The 20,069-nt window shown below is 62.8% G+C and carries 17 protein-coding genes; 4 read left to right on the forward strand and 13 right to left on the reverse strand.

Annotated elements, in window-relative coordinates; genetic code table 11:
• Positions 1-50: 50 nt before the first annotated feature.
• From bcaP to PQR53_RS35045, 9 genes are all read right to left on the reverse strand, one after another.
• Positions 51-1,442 (reverse strand): branched-chain amino acid transporter BcaP, encoded by a 1,392-nt coding sequence (bcaP, locus tag PQR53_RS35005; RefSeq protein WP_408464573.1) that lies wholly within the window; start codon positions 1,440-1,442, stop codon positions 51-53.
• A gap of 287 nt (positions 1,443-1,729) precedes the next feature.
• On the reverse strand, positions 1,730-2,386 hold the full coding sequence (gene rqpR / locus PQR53_RS35010) for a response regulator transcription factor RqpR (RefSeq protein ID WP_408464575.1): 657 nt from the start codon (positions 2,384-2,386) through the stop codon (positions 1,730-1,732).
• A gap of 10 nt (positions 2,387-2,396) precedes the next feature.
• Complete coding sequence (locus tag PQR53_RS35015) at positions 2,397-3,233, reverse strand: sensor histidine kinase (protein WP_408464577.1); 837 nt, start codon at positions 3,231-3,233, stop codon at positions 2,397-2,399.
• Positions 3,234-3,667: 434 nt separating this feature from the next.
• A complete protein-coding gene (locus tag PQR53_RS35020; RefSeq protein WP_074285705.1) occupies positions 3,668-4,438 on the reverse strand; it encodes a ferredoxin--NADP reductase in 771 nt (256 codons plus the stop codon).
• A 586-nt stretch (positions 4,439-5,024) separates the two neighbouring features.
• On the reverse strand, positions 5,025-5,984 hold the full coding sequence (locus PQR53_RS35025) for an ABC transporter permease (RefSeq protein ID WP_408464579.1): 960 nt from the start codon (positions 5,982-5,984) through the stop codon (positions 5,025-5,027).
• A gap of 36 nt (positions 5,985-6,020) precedes the next feature.
• A complete protein-coding gene (locus tag PQR53_RS35030) occupies positions 6,021-7,049 on the reverse strand; it encodes an ABC transporter permease (RefSeq protein WP_408464581.1) in 1,029 nt (342 codons plus the stop codon).
• The gene (locus PQR53_RS35035) at positions 7,039-8,604 is read right to left on the reverse strand and encodes a sugar ABC transporter ATP-binding protein (protein WP_408464660.1); all 1,566 of its coding nucleotides are present in this window, start codon (positions 8,602-8,604) and stop codon (positions 7,039-7,041) included. Before PQR53_RS35035 ends, PQR53_RS35030 begins: the two co-directional genes overlap by 11 nt.
• A 321-nt stretch (positions 8,605-8,925) precedes the next feature.
• A complete protein-coding gene (locus PQR53_RS35040; protein WP_408464583.1) occupies positions 8,926-9,945 on the reverse strand; it encodes an ABC transporter substrate-binding protein in 1,020 nt (339 codons plus the stop codon).
• A gap of 117 nt (positions 9,946-10,062) precedes the next feature.
• A complete protein-coding gene (locus PQR53_RS35045) occupies positions 10,063-11,115 on the reverse strand; it encodes a LacI family DNA-binding transcriptional regulator (protein ID WP_408464662.1) in 1,053 nt (350 codons plus the stop codon).
• Between the two features lie 339 nt (positions 11,116-11,454).
• Between PQR53_RS35045 and PQR53_RS35050 the strand changes: the two genes are divergently transcribed.
• On the forward strand, positions 11,455-12,435 hold the full coding sequence (locus PQR53_RS35050) for an aldose 1-epimerase (protein ID WP_408464585.1): 981 nt from the start codon (positions 11,455-11,457) through the stop codon (positions 12,433-12,435).
• A gap of 1 nt (position 12,436) precedes the next feature.
• Here the strand turns inward: PQR53_RS35050 and PQR53_RS35055 are convergent, their stop codons facing one another.
• A complete protein-coding gene (locus tag PQR53_RS35055) occupies positions 12,437-13,234 on the reverse strand; it encodes an endonuclease/exonuclease/phosphatase family protein (RefSeq protein WP_408464587.1) in 798 nt (265 codons plus the stop codon).
• Between the two features lie 102 nt (positions 13,235-13,336).
• Entirely contained in the window at positions 13,337-13,843 is a 507-nt protein-coding gene (locus PQR53_RS35060; protein WP_408464589.1) for a hypothetical protein, read from the reverse strand.
• 294 nt (positions 13,844-14,137) lie between these two features.
• Here PQR53_RS35060 and PQR53_RS35065 point away from each other — a divergent pair, with 294 nt between their 5' ends.
• From PQR53_RS35065 to PQR53_RS35075, 3 genes are all read left to right on the forward strand, one after another.
• Entirely contained in the window at positions 14,138-15,115 is a 978-nt protein-coding gene (locus PQR53_RS35065) for an AAA family ATPase (RefSeq protein WP_408464591.1), read from the forward strand.
• A gap of 431 nt (positions 15,116-15,546) precedes the next feature.
• The gene (locus PQR53_RS35070) at positions 15,547-16,653 is read left to right on the forward strand and encodes an NAD(P)/FAD-dependent oxidoreductase (RefSeq protein ID WP_408464593.1); all 1,107 of its coding nucleotides are present in this window, start codon (positions 15,547-15,549) and stop codon (positions 16,651-16,653) included.
• A gap of 240 nt (positions 16,654-16,893) precedes the next feature.
• Entirely contained in the window at positions 16,894-17,205 is a 312-nt protein-coding gene (locus tag PQR53_RS35075; protein ID WP_408194241.1) for a high-potential iron-sulfur protein, read from the forward strand.
• Between the two features lie 68 nt (positions 17,206-17,273).
• On the opposite strand, the gene PQR53_RS35080 is transcribed toward PQR53_RS35075, so the two are convergent.
• Positions 17,274-18,794, reverse strand: a complete 1,521-nt coding sequence (locus tag PQR53_RS35080) for an amidase (RefSeq protein WP_408464595.1) — start codon at positions 18,792-18,794, stop codon at positions 17,274-17,276.
• 308 nt (positions 18,795-19,102) lie between these two features.
• Complete coding sequence (locus PQR53_RS35085; RefSeq protein ID WP_408464597.1) at positions 19,103-19,801, reverse strand: dienelactone hydrolase family protein; 699 nt, start codon at positions 19,799-19,801, stop codon at positions 19,103-19,105.
• Positions 19,802-20,069: the final 268 nt, after the last annotated feature.

Here is a 20,069-nt window from a genome sequence, read left to right on the forward strand (position 1 = left end):
GTAGGCAAACAGAAACAAGCGCCGCGCAGGCAAAAACCCACCCTTTTAATTTATTTCGCCAACTTCGAATGACGCCGCGAATACCCAAAATAAATAACCATCCCAATGAGCAGCCAAACCACAAACGCCACCCACGTCACCGCCTGAAGGTTAGCCATCAAAAACAGACAAGAGGCGACAGCCAACACCGGCACCACCGGCACGCCAGGGCACCGAAACGCCCGCGGCAACTCAGGATGCGTCTTCCGCAAAACAAGAACCGCAATCGACACCATCGAAAACGCAGCCAATGTGCCGATATTGATCAACTCAGCCAGCACATTCAACGGCACCAGCGCGCCAATCAATCCGAAGAAAATCCCCACCAGCCACGTCGTGAAGAACGGCGTAGCAAACTTCGGATGCACACGGGAAAGCCGCGCAGGCAACAACCCATCCCGCGACATCGCGAAGATCACACGCGTCTGACCGTACGCCATCACCAGAATCACCGTCAGCATGCCCAGCACCGCGCCCAGGTCGATAAAGCCCGCGACCCACTTCTGACCCGCCACCTGCAATGCATACGACACCGGATGCGAAATATTCGCGAACTGCGCCGACGGCACAATACCGGTAACCACAGCCGCCACGGCTACGTACAACACCGCACACACCCCCAACGACGCAATGATCCCAATCGGCAAATCGCGCTTAGGGTCCTTCACCTCTTCCGCCGCGGAAGACACCGAATCGAAACCGATAAACGCGAAGAACATCACCGCCGCCGCGCCGAACACGCCGTTCCAGCCGTTCGGCATGAACGGATGCCAGTTCGCCGGGGTCACGTGGAACACACCCACGCCGATCACCAGCAGCACCACGATCACCTTGATCGCCACCATGATGTTGTTGATCCGCGCGGACTCACGCACGCCGAGCGACAACAATGCCGTAATCGCCATCATCACCAGGAAAGCAGGCAGGTTGAACCAGGTCTCATGCCCCGGCAAGGCGCCCGGAGCCGCCGTCAGCGCAACCGGCAAGCTCACCCCGAAGCCTGACAGCAGCGATTGCAGATAGCCCGACCAGCCGACCGATACCGCCGAAGTTGCCAGCCCATACTCGAGCATCAAATCCCAGCCGATGATCCACGCAGCCAGTTCCCCGAGCGTCGCATACGAATACGTGTAGATGGATCCGGCGACCGGAATGGTCGACGCGAACTCGGCATAGGCGAGCGCCGCGAACCCGCAGGCAACCGCCGCGATCAGGAACGAGACCATCAGCGCCGGACCGGCCTGAACGGCGCCCGTGCCGGTCAGCACGAAAATGCCGGTGCCGATAATGGCGCCGACGCCGAGGAAAGTCAGATCGAGCGCGCCGAGCGCTTTCTTCAGGCCGGCGTTCTGAGCGCTCGCGGCAATCATGTGCTCGACGCTCTTTTTGCGGAACAGGGACATTGGCGGTGGGTCTCCAGTAGTGCACGCATCTTGCGCGCCGAATGTCGGGGAAACCCTGGATTTTAACGGAAGCACGCCGCTGCACCATTTTGGGACGGTGTTTTCATCGTCGCAGGGGAAGCCGGAACATGCGTGGCTGAAGCCCCTTGGATACGGCGTTTTGTCTGAGCAGGAAAAGCGGCCGAAACGCTTTCGCCCGCCCGCTGCACGTCCCAAATCGAGGAACTCGCTCCCGTGCAGTCAGGTTGCAGGCAAGCGCGCTATTCAACCATCACGGTAAGTGACGGTCAGCCGGCCATCGCCGGATTCAGATCGACGAGACGGTTGCTCATCACATAGAACGTCAGTTCGGCGTTATTGCGTAGCTTCATTTTCTCGAGCAGTCGCGTGCGGTACACGCTGACCGTCTTCACCGATAGCGATAGCGCCATGGCGATATCCGTCAGTCGCTTACCGGATGCGAGCATGCATAGCGTCTGGTATTCGCGGTCGGAGAGCTTTTCGTGCGGCAATTGTTCGCCATCGAAAGAGACATAGTCCGCCAGCGCTTCGGCCATAGCCGGGCTGACGTATTTGCGGCCCGCCGCAACCTGCTGGATCGCGCCGATCATCTGGGCGGCGTCGACGGTTTTCGACAGGTAGCCGACGGCGCCGGCCTTCAGCGCGCGTACGGCGTACTGATCCTCGCGGTACATCGAGAACATCAGCACGGCCACGCGCGGCGCTTTGCGCTTCAGGCGCTTGAGCACTTCGACGCCATTCATGTCGGGCAGCGAAATGTCGAGCAGCACCACGTCGTAACTGTCGTGGGCGACAGCCTCGAGCGCTTCGGCGCCGCTTTGCGCCTCGGTCACTTCGCGCGCCACGCCGCGGTCGAGCAGCAATTGGCGGACGCCCTGGCGAACCACCGCGTGGTCGTCGACGAGCAGGATGCGCAAGCTCATGATGGCGTGCTCACGATTGCAGCACGCGACGTTCGGCGCCCGGCGCGAGGGCCAGCATCGCATCCCATGCAAAGCGTGCCCGCACGATCGTGCCGCGCGGCGCTTTGCCGCTGTCGCCACGGGATGAGGCGCCTCGCCGGGCGCTGATCCGCAACGTGCCATCGAAGGCGGCGCAGCGCGCCTGCATCCCGCTCAGGCCGAAATGGCCGCGACGGCTGCGGGCGTTGCGCGTTACGCCGATGCCGTCGTCGCCGACGATCAGCGTCAGGTGACGGCGGCCGGCTTCGATCCGCATGTCGGCGGATTCGGCGCGGGCGTGCTTGGCAATATTGTTCAGCGCTTCCTGGGCGACCCGGAACACGGCCAGCGCCGCGTCGGTGGGCAAGCGGGTCAGGCGCACATCGGCGGCGCAAACGAAACTCGTGCGCAGGTTCGTGCGCGCGGCGAAATCGCCGGTCCATTGCGCCAGCGCCCCGACGATCCCCGCTTCGAGCGACGGCGCATGCAATTCCGCGACGGCCTGGCGGCTCGCGGCGTACACGGCGTCGAGCGAACGATTCGCGACGGCGAGCGCGGCGGCGCACTGCGACGGCGCATTGGCGGGCAGCCAGGTTTCGACGCCGGCAAGCGCGAAGCGCGTTGCCGTCAGTTCGGCACCCACGCCGTCGTGCAACTCGCGCGCCACATGACGGCAGGCAGCTTCCTGCGCCTGAACGAGTTCGGCAGACAGTTCGCGCACGCGAGCGCGCAGTAGCGCGAGTTCCCGCTCAGCAGCGGATTGCGGCGCCGTGTAGGCGGGAGCAGACGCATTGTGGGTGCTGAACGGGACGACAGTCGACGTTTCCATGACTTTCCCTCTCAGGAAGCGGTGTGGACGGCGAAACGGTTGCGCATCGGCGACGCGAAGACAAAAGAACGCATGCGAGTCTCTGGCCTCGAGTGATGTCCTTGGCGCGTTGTGCGCGCGAAGGACAAATCGCTACAGCGTGGTGTAACGAAATTTACATTCGGTAACAAAACGGTCACCCCACGACCGAGATGTCAAACACCTGTTCGTGCGCCGCGATGATATCTCATAAAAAGAATAAATGCAGGCGCACCAAGGGTTAGCGTCTATATTTCATGCAATGGTTGATGTCGGCCAGCGGCCTATTTGTAGGAAGAATGCCGACATTAAATGTTAGAACAATGGCGCTGATTTGTAACTGACAATAAAAAAGGAGCCCGAAGGCTCCTTTTCTGCTATCAGGCGGCGCGAGCCGCTCAATCTGGAACGCGCGCTTAGCCCACGAAGGCCTTTTCGACCACATAGTGGCCCGGCGCGTTGTTGCTGCCTTCCTGGAAGCCCAGGTCGTCGAGTAGCTTGCGCGTGTCGCGCAGCATGTGCGGGCTGCCGCACAGCATCACCCGGTCGTCTTCTAGCGAGAAGCCCGGCACGCCGAGGTCGGCGAACAGCTTTTCGGTTTCGATCAGTTCGGTGATGCGGCCGCGGTTCTGGAACGCTTCACGCGTCACGGTCGGGTAATACAGCAGCTTTTCCTGAACCAGCTCGCCTAGATGCTCGTGCGCCGGCAGGTGATCCGTGATGTATTCCTTGTACGCCAGCTCGTCGACGAAACGGCAGGTGTGCGTCAGGACCACGCGCTCGTAGCGGTCGTAAATGTCCGGATCCTTGATGATGGACATGAACGGTGCGAGACCCGTACCGGTGGACAGCAGCCACAGCGTCTTGCCGGGCAACAGGTTGTCGGCCATCAGCGTGCCGACCGGCTTCTTGCCGATCAGGACTTCGTCGCCGACCTTCAGATGCTGCAAGCGCGACGTGAGCGGGCCGTCCTGCACCTTGATGCTCAGGAATTCGAGGTGCTCTTCGTAGTTCGCACTCGCGAGACTGTAGGCGCGAATCAGCGGCTTGCCGTCGACTTCGAGGCCCACCATCGTGAACTGGCCGTTTTCGAAACGGAACGACGGATCGCGCGTGCAGGTGAAGCTGAAAAGCGTATCGGTCCAGTGGTGGACGCTCAGGACGGTTTGTGAATTCAGGTTGCTCATGGCTTCTTGGATAGTGCGAAAACAAAGGCGGCCAGTCGTTTTAGCCGGCCGGCACGGCAAGGGCAATGCTGCGCTAACCCGAGGTCGGGAATCACGCGCAATCCGCTATTTTACCGCGCCCGCTGCCCGAGGGCTGCGGCACGGCGGTTGAGCGTGGTGAAGCGGGGTACCGGACCTGGAAGCGTTGGCGCCGGTGTTGGTACGAGCGGCGCCGCGAAGTACATTGGCGGGCCTGCAGCCACGCTTCAACAAGGGTTCGGCGATGGGCGAAAGCCGCGCAGGGCGGCTGCCATCGGCTGTCCGGCATGCGCCGGATAGGCGCGCCGCGCGGGCAACATTTTCAGGATGATACCGAAACCCGCCGTGCGCCGCAGCATTGACCCTGCTGATAAAACTGGCAAAAGCACAGGAAATTGGAGCGGAAGGTGCGGAAACTGGACCGTCGAGGCGCGACGCGCCGAGCAGGCGGATTCACTTTTGCTCGCGCTGTCGCACCGTGCGGTGTTGGTACACAAAGGTGGCGGGGTGGCCGCTAAAATCGCCGGGAGTCGCTGCGGTATAGGGTTTGCCGCGTTTTATGCTTTGATCACGCCGGGGCCGTCTCGCGCTTCTTCCCACGCTGTTTCAACACTCGCGCTTGCAGCACGATCACCAGCAGCAGGAACACACCGCGAATCACCGACTGCCAGTACGCCGACAAGCTGATAAACCCAAGCCCATTTTCGAAATTCAGCAGGTTGAACACGAGACCGAGCAGAAGCACGCCGGCAATCGTCATCGCAATCGAGCCTTCGCCGCCGGTGAGCAAGGTGCCGCCGAGCACCACCGCCGAAATCGCGAACAGCTCCCAGCCGACGCCTTCGTTCGGCTGACCGGCGCCGAACTGCGCGGCGAGGATCACGCCCGCCATGCCGGCGAGCAGGCCGCTTACCGCATAAGCCATAACTAGCGTCCGGTCGACGTTCAGGCCCATCAGCCGCGCCGCTTCCTCGCTGCCGCCAATTGCCAGCGAATGCCGCCCGAAGCGCGTGCTGCGCAGCGCGAGCCAGCCGGCCATAGCGGCGACCACTGCCACGATCCCCGGGATCGGCAGTCCGAACAGATCGCCTTGACCAAAGTTGCCGAAGTTCGAATCGGCGGCAATCGACACCGCGTCGTTCTTGCCGAGCAGCAGCGCGACGCCGTGCGCGCCGAGGCTGGTCGCGAGCGTCACGATGAAGGGCAGGATTTTCAGCCGCGTGATGATCAGACCGTTGAGCACGCCGACAGCCATGCCTGCCGCGCAACCGGCTAAGACGGCAACCCAGCCGCCATAGACGCTGGTCAACGCGGCGACGACGCTCGCCAGCGCGGCCACGGTGCCCACCGAGAGATCGATGCCGCCCGTGATGATCACAAAGGCCATGCCGATCGAGATCAGCGCGAACATCGAGTTGTAGCGCCAGAAGGATGTGATGTTGTAGGCCGAGCCGAAATGGTCGTAGCGCACGAGGCCGAGCACGATCAGCGCGACGAGAGCAAGCAGGATAGGAAGGTTCTTTTTCATCGCATCGAATCCGGGAGGGTCCCTGAAGCGTGAGGGTTAGCGCGAGCGTCGCTGCACATACACTGCGGCGACGATGATGCCGGCCTTCACCACCAACGCCGCCGCATCGGGAATGCCGTGCGCGAGCAGCGTATAGCGCAGCAACTGGATGATCAGCGCGCCGATCAGCGTGCCGCCGATATACGCCTTGCCGCCCGTCAGCGCCGTGCCGCCGACCGCCACCGCGGCGATCGCGTCGAGTTCGACGCCGAGCCCCACCACGTTCGCATCGGACGACGAATTCACCGAGATCGAGATCAGACCCGCCAGGCCCGCGAGCGCGGCGCAGAGCGTGTAGGCGATCAGCTTCACAGTGGCCGTCGGCACACCGCACAGATAGGCGGCCTTTTCGTTGCCGCCGGTGATCAACAGGTACTGGCCAAACAGGGTCTTGCGCACGATCCACGCGAACAGCACGACCAGCGCAAGCATCAGCAGCACCTGGAACGGCACGCCGGCGACCTTGCCCAATGCGATCCACTGAAACGCGGGCGTGTTGAACGCCTGCAAGCTGCCATCCGTGACGACCTGGGCGATACCGCGCCCGGCGATGAACAGCACCAGCGTCGCGACAATCGGCTGGACGGATAGCCTCGTCACCAGCAAACCGTTGAAGACGCCGCACAGGGCCGCCGCCAGCACCGGCAGCACGAACGCGAGCGCAATGCCGCCCGGCCCCGGAATGTTCAGGAACAGCATGGGCGCCAGCGCGCCCGAGATCGCCATCGACGCGCCCACCGACAGGTCGATGCCGCCCGTCGCCACCACCAGCGTCATGCCGATGCCGACGATCACGATCGTCACCACCTGCGTCATGTTGACGTTGAAGGTTTGCAGCGACCAGAAGTGCGGGGTGAAGATCAGGTTGAAGAGCACCATCGCGAGCAGCACGATCACTTCGCGTTGCATGGCCAGGTGCCGCCATTTCTTCACCGTCGACGCGGCCGTGGCGCGCGGCGCGACGGTGGCCGGCAGCGGCGCTGCGGTTTCGTGGTGCAGCGACTCGGTGTGCAACTTAAGCGCCATGACGGTCGCCCTCCAACGCGTCTTCGATATGGGCGGACTGGGCGGCTTCGGCCAATTGCGACTGGCCTTCGCTGCCGTAGGCGATGGCGTCCATGATCGCGGTCTCGCTCATGTCGGCGCCATTCAGTTCGGCGACAGTGCGGCCGTCGCGAATCACCACCGCGCGGTCGGCCACCGCCGTCAGTTCTTCGAGTTCCGATGCGGACAACAGCACGGCGAGACCCGCGTCGCGCAATTCACGCACGATTTTCGCCACGTCGGCTTTGGCGCCGACGTCGATGCCCCGCGTCGGTTCGTCGAGCAGCAGCAGCGACGGTTCGGCGGCGAGCCAACGCGCCAGTAAAACCTTCTGCTGATTGCCGCCGGAGAGTTCGCGAATCGGCTGATCCGGCGAGCGCAGCTTAATGCCGAGCGACGCAATGAACCGGTCGACGATCGCCTGCTGTTTCTTCACGTCGACCACGCCGTGTTTCGCCAACGTGCGCAAGCAGACCAGCGTGAGGTTATCGCGCACCGAGAGCTCGGGGACGATGCCTTCGGCTTTGCGGTCCTCGGTCAGGTAAGCGAGGCCACGCGCGATCGCATCCTGCGGCGACTTCAGCGCCACCGTCTCGCCGCCGATCGACAAGGAACCTTGTTCGAGAGGATCGGCGCCGAACATCAGGCGCATGGTTTCGGTGCGGCCCGAGCCGAGCAGGCCGGCGAGACCCACCGCTTCGCCCGCATGGACTTCGAGCGAGACGTCGCTCACCTTCGGGTGCGTGCTGAGGTGGCTCGCCGCGATCGCCAGCTTGCCGCGCCGCGCCAGATTCGCTTCGCGTGCGGCGGTGTCGTCGTGCACGACGGCGGCAAGCGTGCGGCCGAGCATGGTGGTGACGAGTTGCAGCTTGTCCATGTCCGCCATCGTGCTTTGCGCGACTGTCTGGCCGTCGCGCATCACGGTGACGCGGTCGCATAGCGCATACAGTTCGTCGAGCCGGTGCGAGACGAAGATCACCGCGCGGCCGTCGTCGCGCAGTTTGCGCACCACGGTGAAGAGCAATTCCACTTCGCGTTCATCGAGCGACGAGGTGGACTCGTCCATGATGACCATCTTCGCATCCGACGACACGGCGCGTGCCAGCGCCACCATCTGCTGGATCGCGGTCGAATAGCGGCTGACCGGTTTCTTCACATCGATCTGCAAGCCGAACGATTCGAGCAGGGCGGCGGCGCGCTGCTGCACCGCGCGCCAGTCGATCAGGCCGAAACGGCGCGGTTCGCGGCCGAGGAAAATGTTCTCCGCCACCGAGCGGAACGGCACCAGATTGATCTCCTGATAGATCGTGCTGATGCCGGCTTCGCGCGCCTGTTTAGGCGTGCGGAAATCGATTTCCTGGCCCTCGAAGCGCACCGTGCCCGAGCCGCGCCGATACGCGCCGGTCAGGATCTTGATCATGGTCGATTTGCCGGCGCCGTTCTGGCCGATCAGCGCATGCACTTCGCCGGCCGCGACGCTCAGATTGGCGCTGCGCAACGCGGGTACGCCGCCGAAGCTGATGCCGATGTCCTGCATCTCCAGCAGCGGCGAACGGGTGAGGGGAGAGTGTGGCGTTTCTTTGGCGGATTCCGTCACGGGTGTCCTCCTGATGCGTGTGCTGCTTCATGTGCTGCATGCGTGGCACGTGCGAGCTGCTATGGCGATTGGTTCGGGCTTCCATGCAGAGGCGCATCGTCGAATCATGCCGACCCATGTTACGCCGCATAAAAGCGAAGCGACGGCCCGTGCTGCCACGAACGCGTCGCTCCGAACCCTTCCCGTCGCCCACCCCCCGAGGAGACTGATTTGGAGCGGGGACGTCCTGCGAGGCTGCGGTGTTGCGCTATCGTTTCGCTATCAATAGCCGTACTGCATGTTCTGCTGCACGTTGCTCTTGTCGTAGAAGCGGTCGGACACCTTGACCCACGTCGGGATCTTTTCGCCCTTCGCGTAACGCTGTGCGACGTCGCAGGCGAGCGGGCCGAAGAACGGGCTCGACTGCACGCTCGCGCCAAGTTCGCCGGCGGCGATCGCGTCCATGCCGCCCTTGGTGCCGTCGATCGTGACGATCTGGATGTCCTTGCCCGGCTGCTTGCCGGCTGCCTTGATCGCGGCAATCGCGCCGAGTGCCATTTCGTCGTTATGCGCGTAAACGGCGGTCACGTCCGGATGCGCCTGCAACAGCGTTTCCATCACCTGACGACCCTTGTCGCGTGCGAAGTCGCCGCTTTGCGAAGCGATGATCGTCATGCCCGGATTTTTCGCGATGATTTCGTCGAAGCCTTTCTTGCGATCGTTCGCCGCGGAAGCGCCGGTGGTGCCTTCGAGTTCGATGATCTTCGCCTTGCCGCCGGTCGCCTTGACGAGCCAGTCAGCGGCGCGATGGCCCTGATCGATGAAGTCCGAGCCGATGAAGGTGATGTAGTCGCGGCCCGCCTTAGCCACCGACTGATCGACGTCGCGGTCGACCAGGATTACCGGAATGCCGGCCTTTTTAGCTTGCAGCACGATCGGCGCAAGCGGTTTTTCTTCGCGCGGCGGGAACACCAGCAGATCGACGTGCTGCGCGATCATGTTCTGGATGTCCGAGACCTGCTTGGAGTTCGAACTGTTGGCGTCGGTCATGACCAACTGCCAGCCGCACTTCGCGGCGATGTCCTTGAAGCTTTTGGTTTCCGCGAGACGCCACGGGTTGTTGCTTTCAGTCTGCGCGAAGCCGACCTTCAGCGGAGTCTTGGTGGACAGCTTCGGCAGCGCGTCGTCAGCGTGCGCCGTGGCGACGCCGAAACCGATGGCCAGAGCCAGCAGCGAACCTGCCAGCGGACGAATCTGCTGCTTGCGCACGTGCCTGCGCGACTGCGTGTTGAGCGACGCCATTGTCTTCCTCCAGTACCTGGTGAGGTAGGTGTATTTGCTTTTAGTGTTTCTCCTGCCGGCCGGCGCTGTTTCGCCATGACCGGACGTGCCGATTATTCCACTCAGAATTATTATCGGTCAATCACTAATAATATTAATTATTGGCTTTTTTGCCTCGGTAATTACCCTGACCGACGCGCGTTCGACAAGCGGACCATCGAGCTTGACCATACGATGCCGCACCGGCGCGCCGGCGGCGCGGTTTTGCTCCTCTTGCAGCAGGGTTTCGACGGCCCAGCGTCCCAATTCGTAGTTCGGCAAAACCACGGTCGAGAGCGGCGGATGCGTATGGCGGGCGATTTCCTGGTCGTCGTAACCGAGCACCGACACGTCTTCGGGGACGCGATGACCGAGCTGTTTCAGCGCCTCGATCGCGCCGATGGCGGTCAGGTCGTTGGCGCAAAAAATCGCGGTGGGCGGATTGCCTTCGCGCATCAGCGAAAGCGTCAGTTCGAAGCCGAGACCGGAGCTCCAGTCGCCGTCGCGCACCAGTTCCGGCGCGAACGGCAGATCGGCGGTGGCGAGCGCGGTGCGGTAGCCCTTGAGGCGGTCTTTCGAGGCGTCCTGCCAGGGTTCGCCGTTGATATACCCAATTCGCCGATGCCCCGACTGCAGCAGATAGTCGGTCGCCAGATGGCCGCCCGCGACTTCGGCGGGCACCACCGATGAAAGCCCGCCCTCGCTCGTGTAGCAGTTCAGCAGCACGGTCGGCACCTGCGAGAGCGCCGCTGGCAGCGTGACCTTGCGGGTGTAGACGGTCGCGTAGACCACGCCGAATACATGCGGGTTCGACAGCGTCGCGTCGAGCACCTGCTTTTCAATGTCGGCATTGCCGTGGGTCGAATAGACGGCGAGCATCTTGCCGCTCGCATAGGCGGCGTCGCGCGCGCCGTCGATGTTGACGACCGGATGCGGACTGGTCGAGATTTCGTCGGCCAGATAGACGATCAGGTTGCGTTCATCGTTCGAAGCGGACACCGGTTCGCGCAGCGAAAGCCGGTAGCCGAGATCGTGCGCGGCCTTCAGCACCTTGTTGCGGGTGCTCTCGGAGAATTTCGCGCCGGTCGCGTTGTTCAGCACCAGCGAGACAGTCGATTGCGACACGCCGGTGAGCTTGGCGATGTCGGTCATGGTGGGACGGCGTTGAGTCGATTTTTTCATTGTGCGGGCCGCGCCGCGGCGGCGCGAAAGCAGGAGCATGCCGGCGGCATGGGTGGTCCTGACGGTACCACTAATAATATGCGCGCGGCAACGCGCGCTAACCCGCCATTTGGGAGTTCTGATGACGCATAGTCTGGCCAGCTTCGGCAAAATTTATTACTAATAATATTGACCGATGCGCTTTGTCGTGCGATTCTCGGTCGCGCGGACCCAGACGGTTCGCCAGCCGCGTGCTGTGCGCGGCACGTCATAGGAGACATTGATGCGCGTTGCTGCCGCCCTCCGTCAGAGGCGCCGCCTTTTCTGACCATGCGCGACGTTTCCCTGAACTCGCTCCGGCCGCTCGCGACCGAACGCTCGTGGCTCGACGACGCCGTGATCGCACGGACGCTTGTCACGCTGACGGCAGGCGCCATGCGAGTCGTGATCGCGCCTGAAATTGGCGGCGCACTGGCCGCGTACTACGAGATCACGTCCGCGGGCCCGCTGCACTGGCTGCGGCCGGCCACCCAGGCGGCATTCGAAGAACGCGATCCGCTGCGCATGGCGAGCTTTCCGCTCTTTCCTTACTGCAACCGGATTCGCGACGCACGCTTCCAGTTCGACGGCGACACGGTCGATCTGAGCGGCAATGACCAGCACTTTGCGCACGCGCTACATGGCAATGCGTGGCGGCATCCATGGAAGGTCGGAGTGCGCACGGAAAGCGCGGTGGAATTGCACTTCGAACACGAACCGGATGCGCGGCAGCCCGGCGACTGGCCGTTTCGTTATCGCGCGCAGCAACGCATCGAGTTGATCGACGGCGCACTGCGTATCGTGATGTCCGCGCAGAATCTAAGCGAGCGGCCGATGCCCTTCGGCATGGGCCATCACCCGTACTATCCACGCACCGCACAGACCCGCATTTACGCCGACGTGCAAGGCATGTGGCATGCCGACGCCGACGTGCTGCCCACGCATCTTGGCCCGCATCCCGCCGTCGAGGCGCTGCGTCACGGCATGTCGCCCGACGCGTTCGATCTCGACAATAATTTCGCCAACTGGTCGCGCGAGGCGACGATCGCATGGCCGGATGAACACCGTCAGCTGAAGATGACCGCCGATGCGCCCTTCGATCACATGGTGGTATTTGCGCCCGCCAACGACGCACAACTCTGCGTGGAACCGGTGACGAACACCACCGATTGCTTCAACACGGTCGATATGCTGGAGCACGTAGGCGGTTGCGTGTTGCAGCCGGGCGAGGAGATCGCCGCGGCGCTGACGTGGACGCCGAGTCGAGACTAGTTCACTCGACTCGTAACCGCGCCATATACGGCAAATGATCCGACAGCCACGCAGTCTCCTGCGTCGGCTGGATCCATTCGACCGGCTCCATGCCGCGTACGAACATCTTGTCGAGCGCGAGCGCCGGCGAGAAAGCCGGGAACGTGCGGCCCGCTTCGCCGAGCAGTGTCGCCACTTCCTGCAGACCGTGCTCGGCGAAGAGCGGAACGGAGTCGTTGCGCCAGTCGTTGAAGTCGCCGGCCAGCACCAGCGGACCCTCCGGCGCTTCCTTCGCGATCCAGTTCGCGATCCAGTTCATCTGCCGTAAGCGCGCCGAGCGCGTGAGGGCGAGATGCGCGCACAGCAACGTGACCGAATGACCGCCGAAGGTCGCCCGCGCCACCAGCAGTCCGCGCTTTTCGAAACGATGCGCGGAGATGTCCCAGCGCCCGCCGAGATCGAGCGGATGCGGCGACAAAATCGCATTGCCATGCCGCCACGACGGTTTGAACACGTTCGGCCCAAGCGCGATTTCGAGTTCGGCCGCGCGTGCGATTTCAGTGGCCTGGCAATGCCAGACATCGCTCAGCGGATCGGCGAGCGGTGAGCCGAAACTGCTTGCCAGGATCGGCGAGGGCATGCGCCGGGCCATCGCTTCCTGCAAAAAATACGCGTCCGCGTGGGTCGACTGAACCCAGCGTTGCATGGCCTGCCAAGCCTGAAAGCCGAGCGGTGTGCGGCCCTTATGCAGGTTCCAGCTCACCGCAATGAAATCCTTGGGCGCTGCGCTCTCGCGGATCAATTCTTCTGGGTTTCGCATGCCGCGTTGTCCACGTGTTCTGTTGGGGGCTTCGGTTCTTCGCTTCGGTTCGAGCTGCCTGCGCAATTCGCATCCATCCGCGCGGGTTTGCGCGGGTTGATGTTAATTCGCGCTGTTCGCAAGACTCGCATGCACGCGATAGACCAGGTTCGGGTCCTTGTCGACGATCGTCCAGCTGGCCCACTGCCCGGCCGGCACCCTCAGACCCGGATGGCTCGCGCTGACCTGACGCGGTTGCGGCGGCAGCTTGCAGCCGGTATCGGTTTGCCGCGCGGTGTCCTCCTCGAAGGTTTCCTGAGCTTCGATCGACAGCGTGACCGCGTTTGCATCAGCCTGCAGCGGCGAGACGGTCAGCGTGCGCGCCAGATCGATGCTGCCGCCAGGCTGGTCTTTACAGCCGACGTTATGCTGCACCATCTTGTGATGCGTGTCCGTACGCGCCTGGCCGACGGTGGTGGTGCCGTCGAACGAATCAATCTGCTGGCCGTCGCGCATCACCTGCAATTGCCATTGCACGACCTGCTGCGTCGACCCTTGTTGCGCGTTCGCGAGCAGCGAAGTGCCGGACAGCGCGGTGGCTAGCACGGCAACGATACTGGTTTTCCACATAAAAGGATTCTCCGGTCACTGCGTCCGGCCGAGTTGTCAGAGGGCCATCTTACGCCTGATGGGCGGAACGCTTTTCTGACACGTCAAACGGGGCCGGGTTCAGCAATACAGCGTTTCAGATGGGGCAAGGAATGCTTCAGGGGCACTTCTTCCGGGCGTCGCCGGCAACACGCCGTTGTTAGCAGCAGAGCCGCACGACTGCTGGCTTGCACACGAATATGGCCTCGTTACACTGGACTTGAAACGGCGCCCGCGAGGCGCCGCCGCAGCAAGACCAGTCAGACGGGGTGAGCGATGACAACAGCAATGGTCAAACAGGAAATCGCCGTGGCGTCTTTCAGCCGAGTGTACGACCTCGATCAGGTCGAGACCGCGCTGAACGATCTCGGCGAAGGCGCGAACGAAGCGCTGCGTACCACCTACGAAAAGATGCTGAAAACCGGCAATCTGCGATTCTGCGTCAAGCCGAACCGAATGCCGTCGATCGACGATCTGATCGACGCGCTGCCCAATTTTTCAGCGCCGCTCGACGACATCCGCAAGCAGGTCGCCCTGTGTCTCGAGACCGAAGACCGGCTCGAACTGATGCCGATGCTGCTGCTCGGCGACCCCGGCATCGGCAAGACGCACTTTGCCAAGCAGTTGGCGCGCCTGCTCGGCACCGCCTATCAATACGTGGCGATGAGTTCGCTGACGGCGGGGTGGATTCTTTCGGGCGCCTCGTCGCAATGGAAGAACGCGAAGCCGGGCAAGGTGTTCGATGCGCTCGTGAACGGCAGCTACGCGAACCCCGTGATCACGGTCGACGAAATCGACAAGGCCAGTGGCGATTCGCAATACGATCCGCTTGGCGCGCTTTACGCGCTGCTCGAGCACGACACTGCGCAAACCTTCACCGACGAATTCGCCGAGATTCCGATCAATGCCGGCCACGTGATCTGGATCGCGACCGCGAACGACGAGCGCTCGATTCCCGAGCCGATCCTGAACCGGATGAACGTCTACGAGATTCCGCCGCCGGATCATGACGGCGCACGACGTATCGCTCAATCGATCTACGGCGAGATTCGCTCAGCGCATAACTGGGGTCTGCGCTTTCCCGAAACGCTCGGCGACGCGGCGCTCGACGCGCTGAAGCGGGCATCGCCGCGTGAAATGCGGCGCGCGATTCTGAATGGATTCGGCGCGGCGCGAATTGCCGGCCGCGATCAGATCGACGGCGCTGACATTCGGCTGGATTACGGAAATCGTCGAAAACCGATCGGTTTTTAAGGTTTTTCGGCTGATTTTGGCCAGAAATTGCCTTCTGGACGGCTTTTTTCTAGCATGAAATCGGGCGTCTATACCGAAAATAGGATGAATGCTTCGGCAACTGTTGCTAATCACGAGGTGCGGCTGCGTGTCACCGAATCACGCGACGCGCTGTCCCGCTCGCATGAAGAATCGAGCGCGGCGACCTTCGACGGCGTACACTGGCTCTCTCAGGCCCAGACGTTCAAGACTGGCTCAAGACAGAAATGCCCGCAGTCGTTCGACTGCGGGCATTTCTGTCTGTGCAGCGTCGTAGAATTTTGCAAAGCGGTTCCATCAGGGCAGGGTGCGTTCGACAGCGAGCGGTGTGCGGTCTTCGATAGCCGCATCCTGTCTTTATCGATATCGGCTGAACGAGGTAGCGCGCGGCGAGTTCAGCCGCGTCAAGGGACATGGATCAAATCGAATGTGTAGTGATCGGCGCAGGCGTGGTCGGTCTCGCCGTGGCACGCGCACTGGCGGCGCGCGGGCGCGAAGTGATCGTGCTGGAAGCGGCCGAAGCGATCGGCGTGGGCACCAGCTCGCGCAATAGCGAAGTGATACACGCGGGAATCTACTATCCGCGCGGTTCGCTGAAAGCGGCGCTCTGTGTGCGCGGCCGCGAGTTGCTCTATGACTACTGCGTCGAGCACAACGTGCCGCATTCGCGTTGCGGCAAACTGCTGGTGGCCACCTCGCGCAATCAGATTCCTCAGCTCGAAAGCATCATGGCGAAGGGCCGCGACAACGGCGTGCTCGATCTGATGCGGATCGACGGCGACCAGGCTCAGGCGCTCGAGCCCGCGCTCGAATGCGTAGAGGCGGTGTTCTCACCGCAGACGGGTATCGTCGACAGTCATCAGTTGATGCTGGCGATTCAGGGTGACGCCGAGCGTGACGGCGCGGTGTGTGCGTTCCATGCGCCGGTCGAGGCGATCGAAGCGAGCAACGGCCGCTTCATCATCAAAGTGGGCGGCAGCACGCCAACCACGATCAGCGCGGCTTGCGTGATCAACAGTGCCGGTTTGCAGGCCAATGCGCTCGCACGCAAGATTCGCGGTCTGGACGCGCGCCATGTGCCGCCGCTTTATCTCGCGCGCGGCAATTACTTCAGCATTTCGGGGCGCGCGCCGTTCAGCCGCCTGATCTATCCGATGCCGAACGAAGCCGGTCTCGGCGTGCATCTGACGATCGATCTCGGCGGCCAGGCGCGTTTCGGTCCGGACGTCGAATGGGTCGATGCGATCAATTACGACGTCGATCCGCGTCGTGCCGATTCCTTTTACGCGGCGATTCGCGCGTACTGGCCCGCGCTTCCGGACGATGCCCTGCAGCCCGCCTATGCGGGGATTCGTCCGAAGCTTTCCGGCCCGGGCGAGGCCGCCGCCGACTTTGTGATTCAAGGTCCGGCCGCGCATGGCGTGCGGGGGCTCGTCAATCTGTTCGGGATCGAGTCGCCGGGATTGACGGCGTCGCTCGCGATCGCGCAGCGCGTCTGCGAATTGAGCGGGCGCGCTTAACGGGCACACTTTCGCGGCCACACTTCGTGGGCGCGCTTAGCCGCCACCTCCCCGGGCTCTCATGTCGCGTTCGCGTTTCATGTGAACAACCCGCCTTCCGCGCCCGACTTTCGGGCGCGGGGTAGTACAAATTCGGTTATCTCTATCATTTGGGGCCTCACGCGCGACGGCTTCATTGCTATCCTTGGAAAGCGCTGTCACTAGAACGGCGATCAGCTCAATACAATGGAGTTAATCCCCATGAAGTCTTCCCGTCGTACGTTTTTGATCACCAGCATTGGTGTGGCATCCACCTTCGCGCTGTCGCGCCAGGCTTTCGCCGACGCACCGAAAGTCGCCGAGACCGATCCGACCGCGCAAGCACTCGGCTACAAGGCCGACGCGAGCAAGGTCGACAAGGCGAAGTTCGCGAAATACGCGGCAGGCCAGGACTGCGGCAATTGCAGCTTCTATCAGGGTAAGGCGACGGACCCCTACGCCGGCTGCCCGATGTTTGCGGGCAAGCAGGTCGCAAGCACGGGTTGGTGCAGCGCATATAACAAGAAGGCCTGATCACGTTTGGGCCGCACGCAAGCGCAGTGGCGCGGCAAATGCGCCGCAACGCCGCGGCGCACTTTCCTCTAGCTGCGCGCCTGCATCAACGGCGGCCGTTTGTCGAACCACGGCCGCGCCGCTTCGAGCTGCGCGGCCAGTCGCAACAGCGTGGTTTCACCGCCGTTACGCGCGGCGAACTGCACGCCAACAGGCAGCCCGCGCGCGTTCCAGTAAAGCGGCACCGACATCGCCGGTTGTCCGCTCAAATTGAACAACTCGGTGCATCCTGCCCACGCGAACGCCTTGTTCGACGCTTCGGTCAGCAGCTTCTTCAGCAAGGGTTCGAGCGGCATGGCGGTAACGGCGCGCATTTGCATGCGCTCGGCGGAGGTCGGCTGCATTTCGCCGATCTTGATCGGGGCGCCGGCGAGCGTCGCGCACAGGAGCACGTCGTAGCGGCTCAGCAAATCGGTGAGGCGTTCGGTGATGCGTCGCTGTTCTTCGAACGCGCCTGGTAGTCCACGCTCGCCAAGTTTGCGGCCGACATGCGCCATGGCCCACGTGGAAATTTCGAATTCGTCGCGCAGCGGCTTGCGGCCGGTGATGCGATCAGCGTTCAGCACCATTTCTTCAGCCGTCACCGACCACAGCATCAGGAACGCATGGCGGACTGCCGCGAAATCGATGCCGAGCGACACCGGTTCGATGTTATGGCCTAGCGAGCTGGCGAGTTGCGCAGCGTCTTCGAGCGCGGCGCGTGAGTCGGCGGAGAGCGACGGCGCCAGCATCGAATCGGTGACATAGGCAATGTTCAGCGGCTTGCATGGCTCGCGGCTCGCACCGAGGAAGGTGCCCGGCGCCCCGAGCGGTCTGTCCGCATTGCCAGCCAACAGATCGAGCAGCAGCGCGCTGTCACGCACGCTGCGCGATACTGCGTGATCGATGCCGAGTTCACCGGCCGCGGCGGTCGGCGTCGCGCGCGGCACACGTCCGCGAGAAGGCTTGAGGCCAAACAACCCGCAACATGACGCGGGAATGCGGATCGAGCCGCCGCCATCCGATGCATGGGCGAGTGGCACGATACCCGCGGCGACCGCGGCCGCCGCGCCGCCGCTTGAACCGCCAGGCGTGTGGTCGAGATTCCACGGATTACGGCACGCGCCGAACAGTTCGGGCTCCGTATAAGGCATCTGACCAAGTTCCGAGGTACTGGTCTTGGCGAAGATGTTGAGGCCCGCCGCTTTCGCGAGTGCTACAACCGGTGCGTCCTGGGTAGGAATGAAATGACGATAGTGGCGGCTGCCCATCGACATGCGCAGCCCGGCAACCGCTGCACCCAGATCCTTGATCAGATAGGGCACGCCCGCGAGTGCGGCTTGCGCGCTTCCACCGTCCGCATGGATCGCGCCATTCGCTCTGTTCGCATCGTCGAGCGAGGCACGCTGACGCGCGGCGTCATAGTCCTTCAGGACGATTGCGTTGATGGCGGGATTGACGGCCTCGGCGCGGGAGATCGCGATATCCAGCAACTCGCGCGCGCTTGCTTCGCGGCTTCGGACCAGTTCGGCGAGGCCGATGGCGTCATGGGCGAGATAGTCTGATTGCACGACGGAGGGGCCCTCTCTATCGAGTGTTGGATTTGCAGGTTGCCCATGTGAATGATGAACGGTTTTGCCGGACGTCCCGTGGTCCCCGGATCATCGATAAGCATGGAAGAAGACGACGCGCCGATGGCGCATCGTCTTTGAGAGAGTAACCCAGCAAGGGTGCGAGTTACAGGCGCCGATTGAAGTGTGAACTCCAGGCGCGAGTGACAGGCGTCGGTTGAAGTTGCGAGCTACAACCGCGCGCTGCAACTGTGAGTTACACCCGCGCGTTGCAGCCGCAGGTTGCAACCGCCTATCGCAACCACACGTTACAGCCGTTCACCGAGGAAGGTCAGCGTGCGGCCATGCGCGAGCGCCGAGGCGCGCTGGTTATACGACGCACGGTCCGAGCAGTTGAAGCCGTGATCGGCGTTCGGATAGATGTTGAACTCCGCGTCGGTGCGGCCGGCGAAACGTTCCTGAATCTGGCCGACAGCCGACAGCGGAATGTGAGCGTCGAGTTCGCCGTAGTGGAATTGCATCGGCACTTTGATCTTCGCGGCCTCATCGAGCTGGTTCTGAATGCCGCCGCCGTAATAGGCAACCGCGCCGTCGAGCGTGCCTTGCGCGGCAGCCAGATAAGCGAGTCGGCCGCCGAAGCAAAAGCCGATCGCCGCAACCTTGCCGGTCACTTCCGGCAACGCGCGCAACGCCGCGGCGGCAGCGCCGATATCGGCCACCGCCTGGTCGACATTGGTTTTCTGCATCAACTCGATGCCCTTTTCGCGATCCGCGCCGTCATACGTCAATTCGACGCGCGGCTGCACGCGCCAGAACACGTCCGGTGCGAGCGCGACGTAGCCGTCTTGTGCGTACTGATCCGCGACCGAACGGATATGGCTGTTCACGCCGAAGATTTCCTGAATGATGATGACGGCCGGTCCCTTGCCGCCTTTGGGCAGCGCCAGATAGCCGCCGAAGCTGTCGTTGCCGGCGGGAATGTCGATCCAGCGGGAAGTCGTGCTCATGTTGCTCTCCATTTACAAGTGAGTTGATACGCGGGGGTCGGTCTGAATGATTGCCGGAGGGCTGAATGCCTGAAGCGGGCGGTCAGTGTGCCATCAAAAGAAACGCCTTGCAGCGGGGTCACGCGAGGCCTGACGGACCTCGTCGCGTAGCACCGATCTCGTAAGGCGATTGAAACATTCTCGATAATTCATTTCTCCGCGCGCGCCGGGCTCGATACAGTCCAGAGTCCTGGCTCGCCGATGTCGCGGGCGCATTGTCGGAAGGAGA

This window comes from Paraburkholderia fungorum (assembly GCF_046027605.1).
In the GTDB taxonomy this organism is placed as follows: Bacteria; Pseudomonadota; Gammaproteobacteria; order Burkholderiales; family Burkholderiaceae; genus Paraburkholderia; species Paraburkholderia fungorum_F.

What these genes read in the sequence shown, in the direction of transcription:
- PQR53_RS35060 (WP_408464589.1), bottom strand. Translation starts at nt 13,843, where the DNA reads ATGTGGAAAACCAGTATCGTTGCCGTGCTAGCCACCGCGCTGTCCGGC.
- PQR53_RS35050 (WP_408464585.1), top strand. Translation starts at nt 11,455, where the DNA reads ATGCGCGACGTTTCCCTGAACTCGCTCCGGCCGCTCGCGACCGAACGC.
- PQR53_RS35040 (WP_408464583.1), bottom strand. Translation starts at nt 9,945, where the DNA reads ATGGCGTCGCTCAACACGCAGTCGCGCAGGCACGTGCGCAAGCAGCAG.
- PQR53_RS35065 (WP_408464591.1), top strand. Translation starts at nt 14,138, where the DNA reads ATGACAACAGCAATGGTCAAACAGGAAATCGCCGTGGCGTCTTTCAGC.
- PQR53_RS35015 (WP_408464577.1), bottom strand. Translation starts at nt 3,233, where the DNA reads ATGGAAACGTCGACTGTCGTCCCGTTCAGCACCCACAATGCGTCTGCT.
- PQR53_RS35020 (WP_074285705.1), bottom strand. Translation starts at nt 4,438, where the DNA reads ATGAGCAACCTGAATTCACAAACCGTCCTGAGCGTCCACCACTGGACC.
- PQR53_RS35035 (WP_408464660.1), bottom strand. Translation starts at nt 8,604, where the DNA reads ATGCAGGACATCGGCATCAGCTTCGGCGGCGTACCCGCGTTGCGCAGC.
- PQR53_RS35085 (WP_408464597.1), bottom strand. Translation starts at nt 19,801, where the DNA reads ATGAGCACGACTTCCCGCTGGATCGACATTCCCGCCGGCAACGACAGC.
- rqpR (WP_408464575.1), bottom strand. Translation starts at nt 2,386, where the DNA reads ATGAGCTTGCGCATCCTGCTCGTCGACGACCACGCGGTGGTTCGCCAG.
- PQR53_RS35070 (WP_408464593.1), top strand. Translation starts at nt 15,547, where the DNA reads ATGGATCAAATCGAATGTGTAGTGATCGGCGCAGGCGTGGTCGGTCTC.
- PQR53_RS35045 (WP_408464662.1), bottom strand. Translation starts at nt 11,115, where the DNA reads ATGACCGACATCGCCAAGCTCACCGGCGTGTCGCAATCGACTGTCTCG.
- PQR53_RS35030 (WP_408464581.1), bottom strand. Translation starts at nt 7,049, where the DNA reads ATGGCGCTTAAGTTGCACACCGAGTCGCTGCACCACGAAACCGCAGCG.
- PQR53_RS35025 (WP_408464579.1), bottom strand. Translation starts at nt 5,984, where the DNA reads ATGAAAAAGAACCTTCCTATCCTGCTTGCTCTCGTCGCGCTGATCGTG.
- bcaP (WP_408464573.1), bottom strand. Translation starts at nt 1,442, where the DNA reads ATGTCCCTGTTCCGCAAAAAGAGCGTCGAGCACATGATTGCCGCGAGC.
- PQR53_RS35075 (WP_408194241.1), top strand. Translation starts at nt 16,894, where the DNA reads ATGAAGTCTTCCCGTCGTACGTTTTTGATCACCAGCATTGGTGTGGCA.
- PQR53_RS35055 (WP_408464587.1), bottom strand. Translation starts at nt 13,234, where the DNA reads ATGCGAAACCCAGAAGAATTGATCCGCGAGAGCGCAGCGCCCAAGGAT.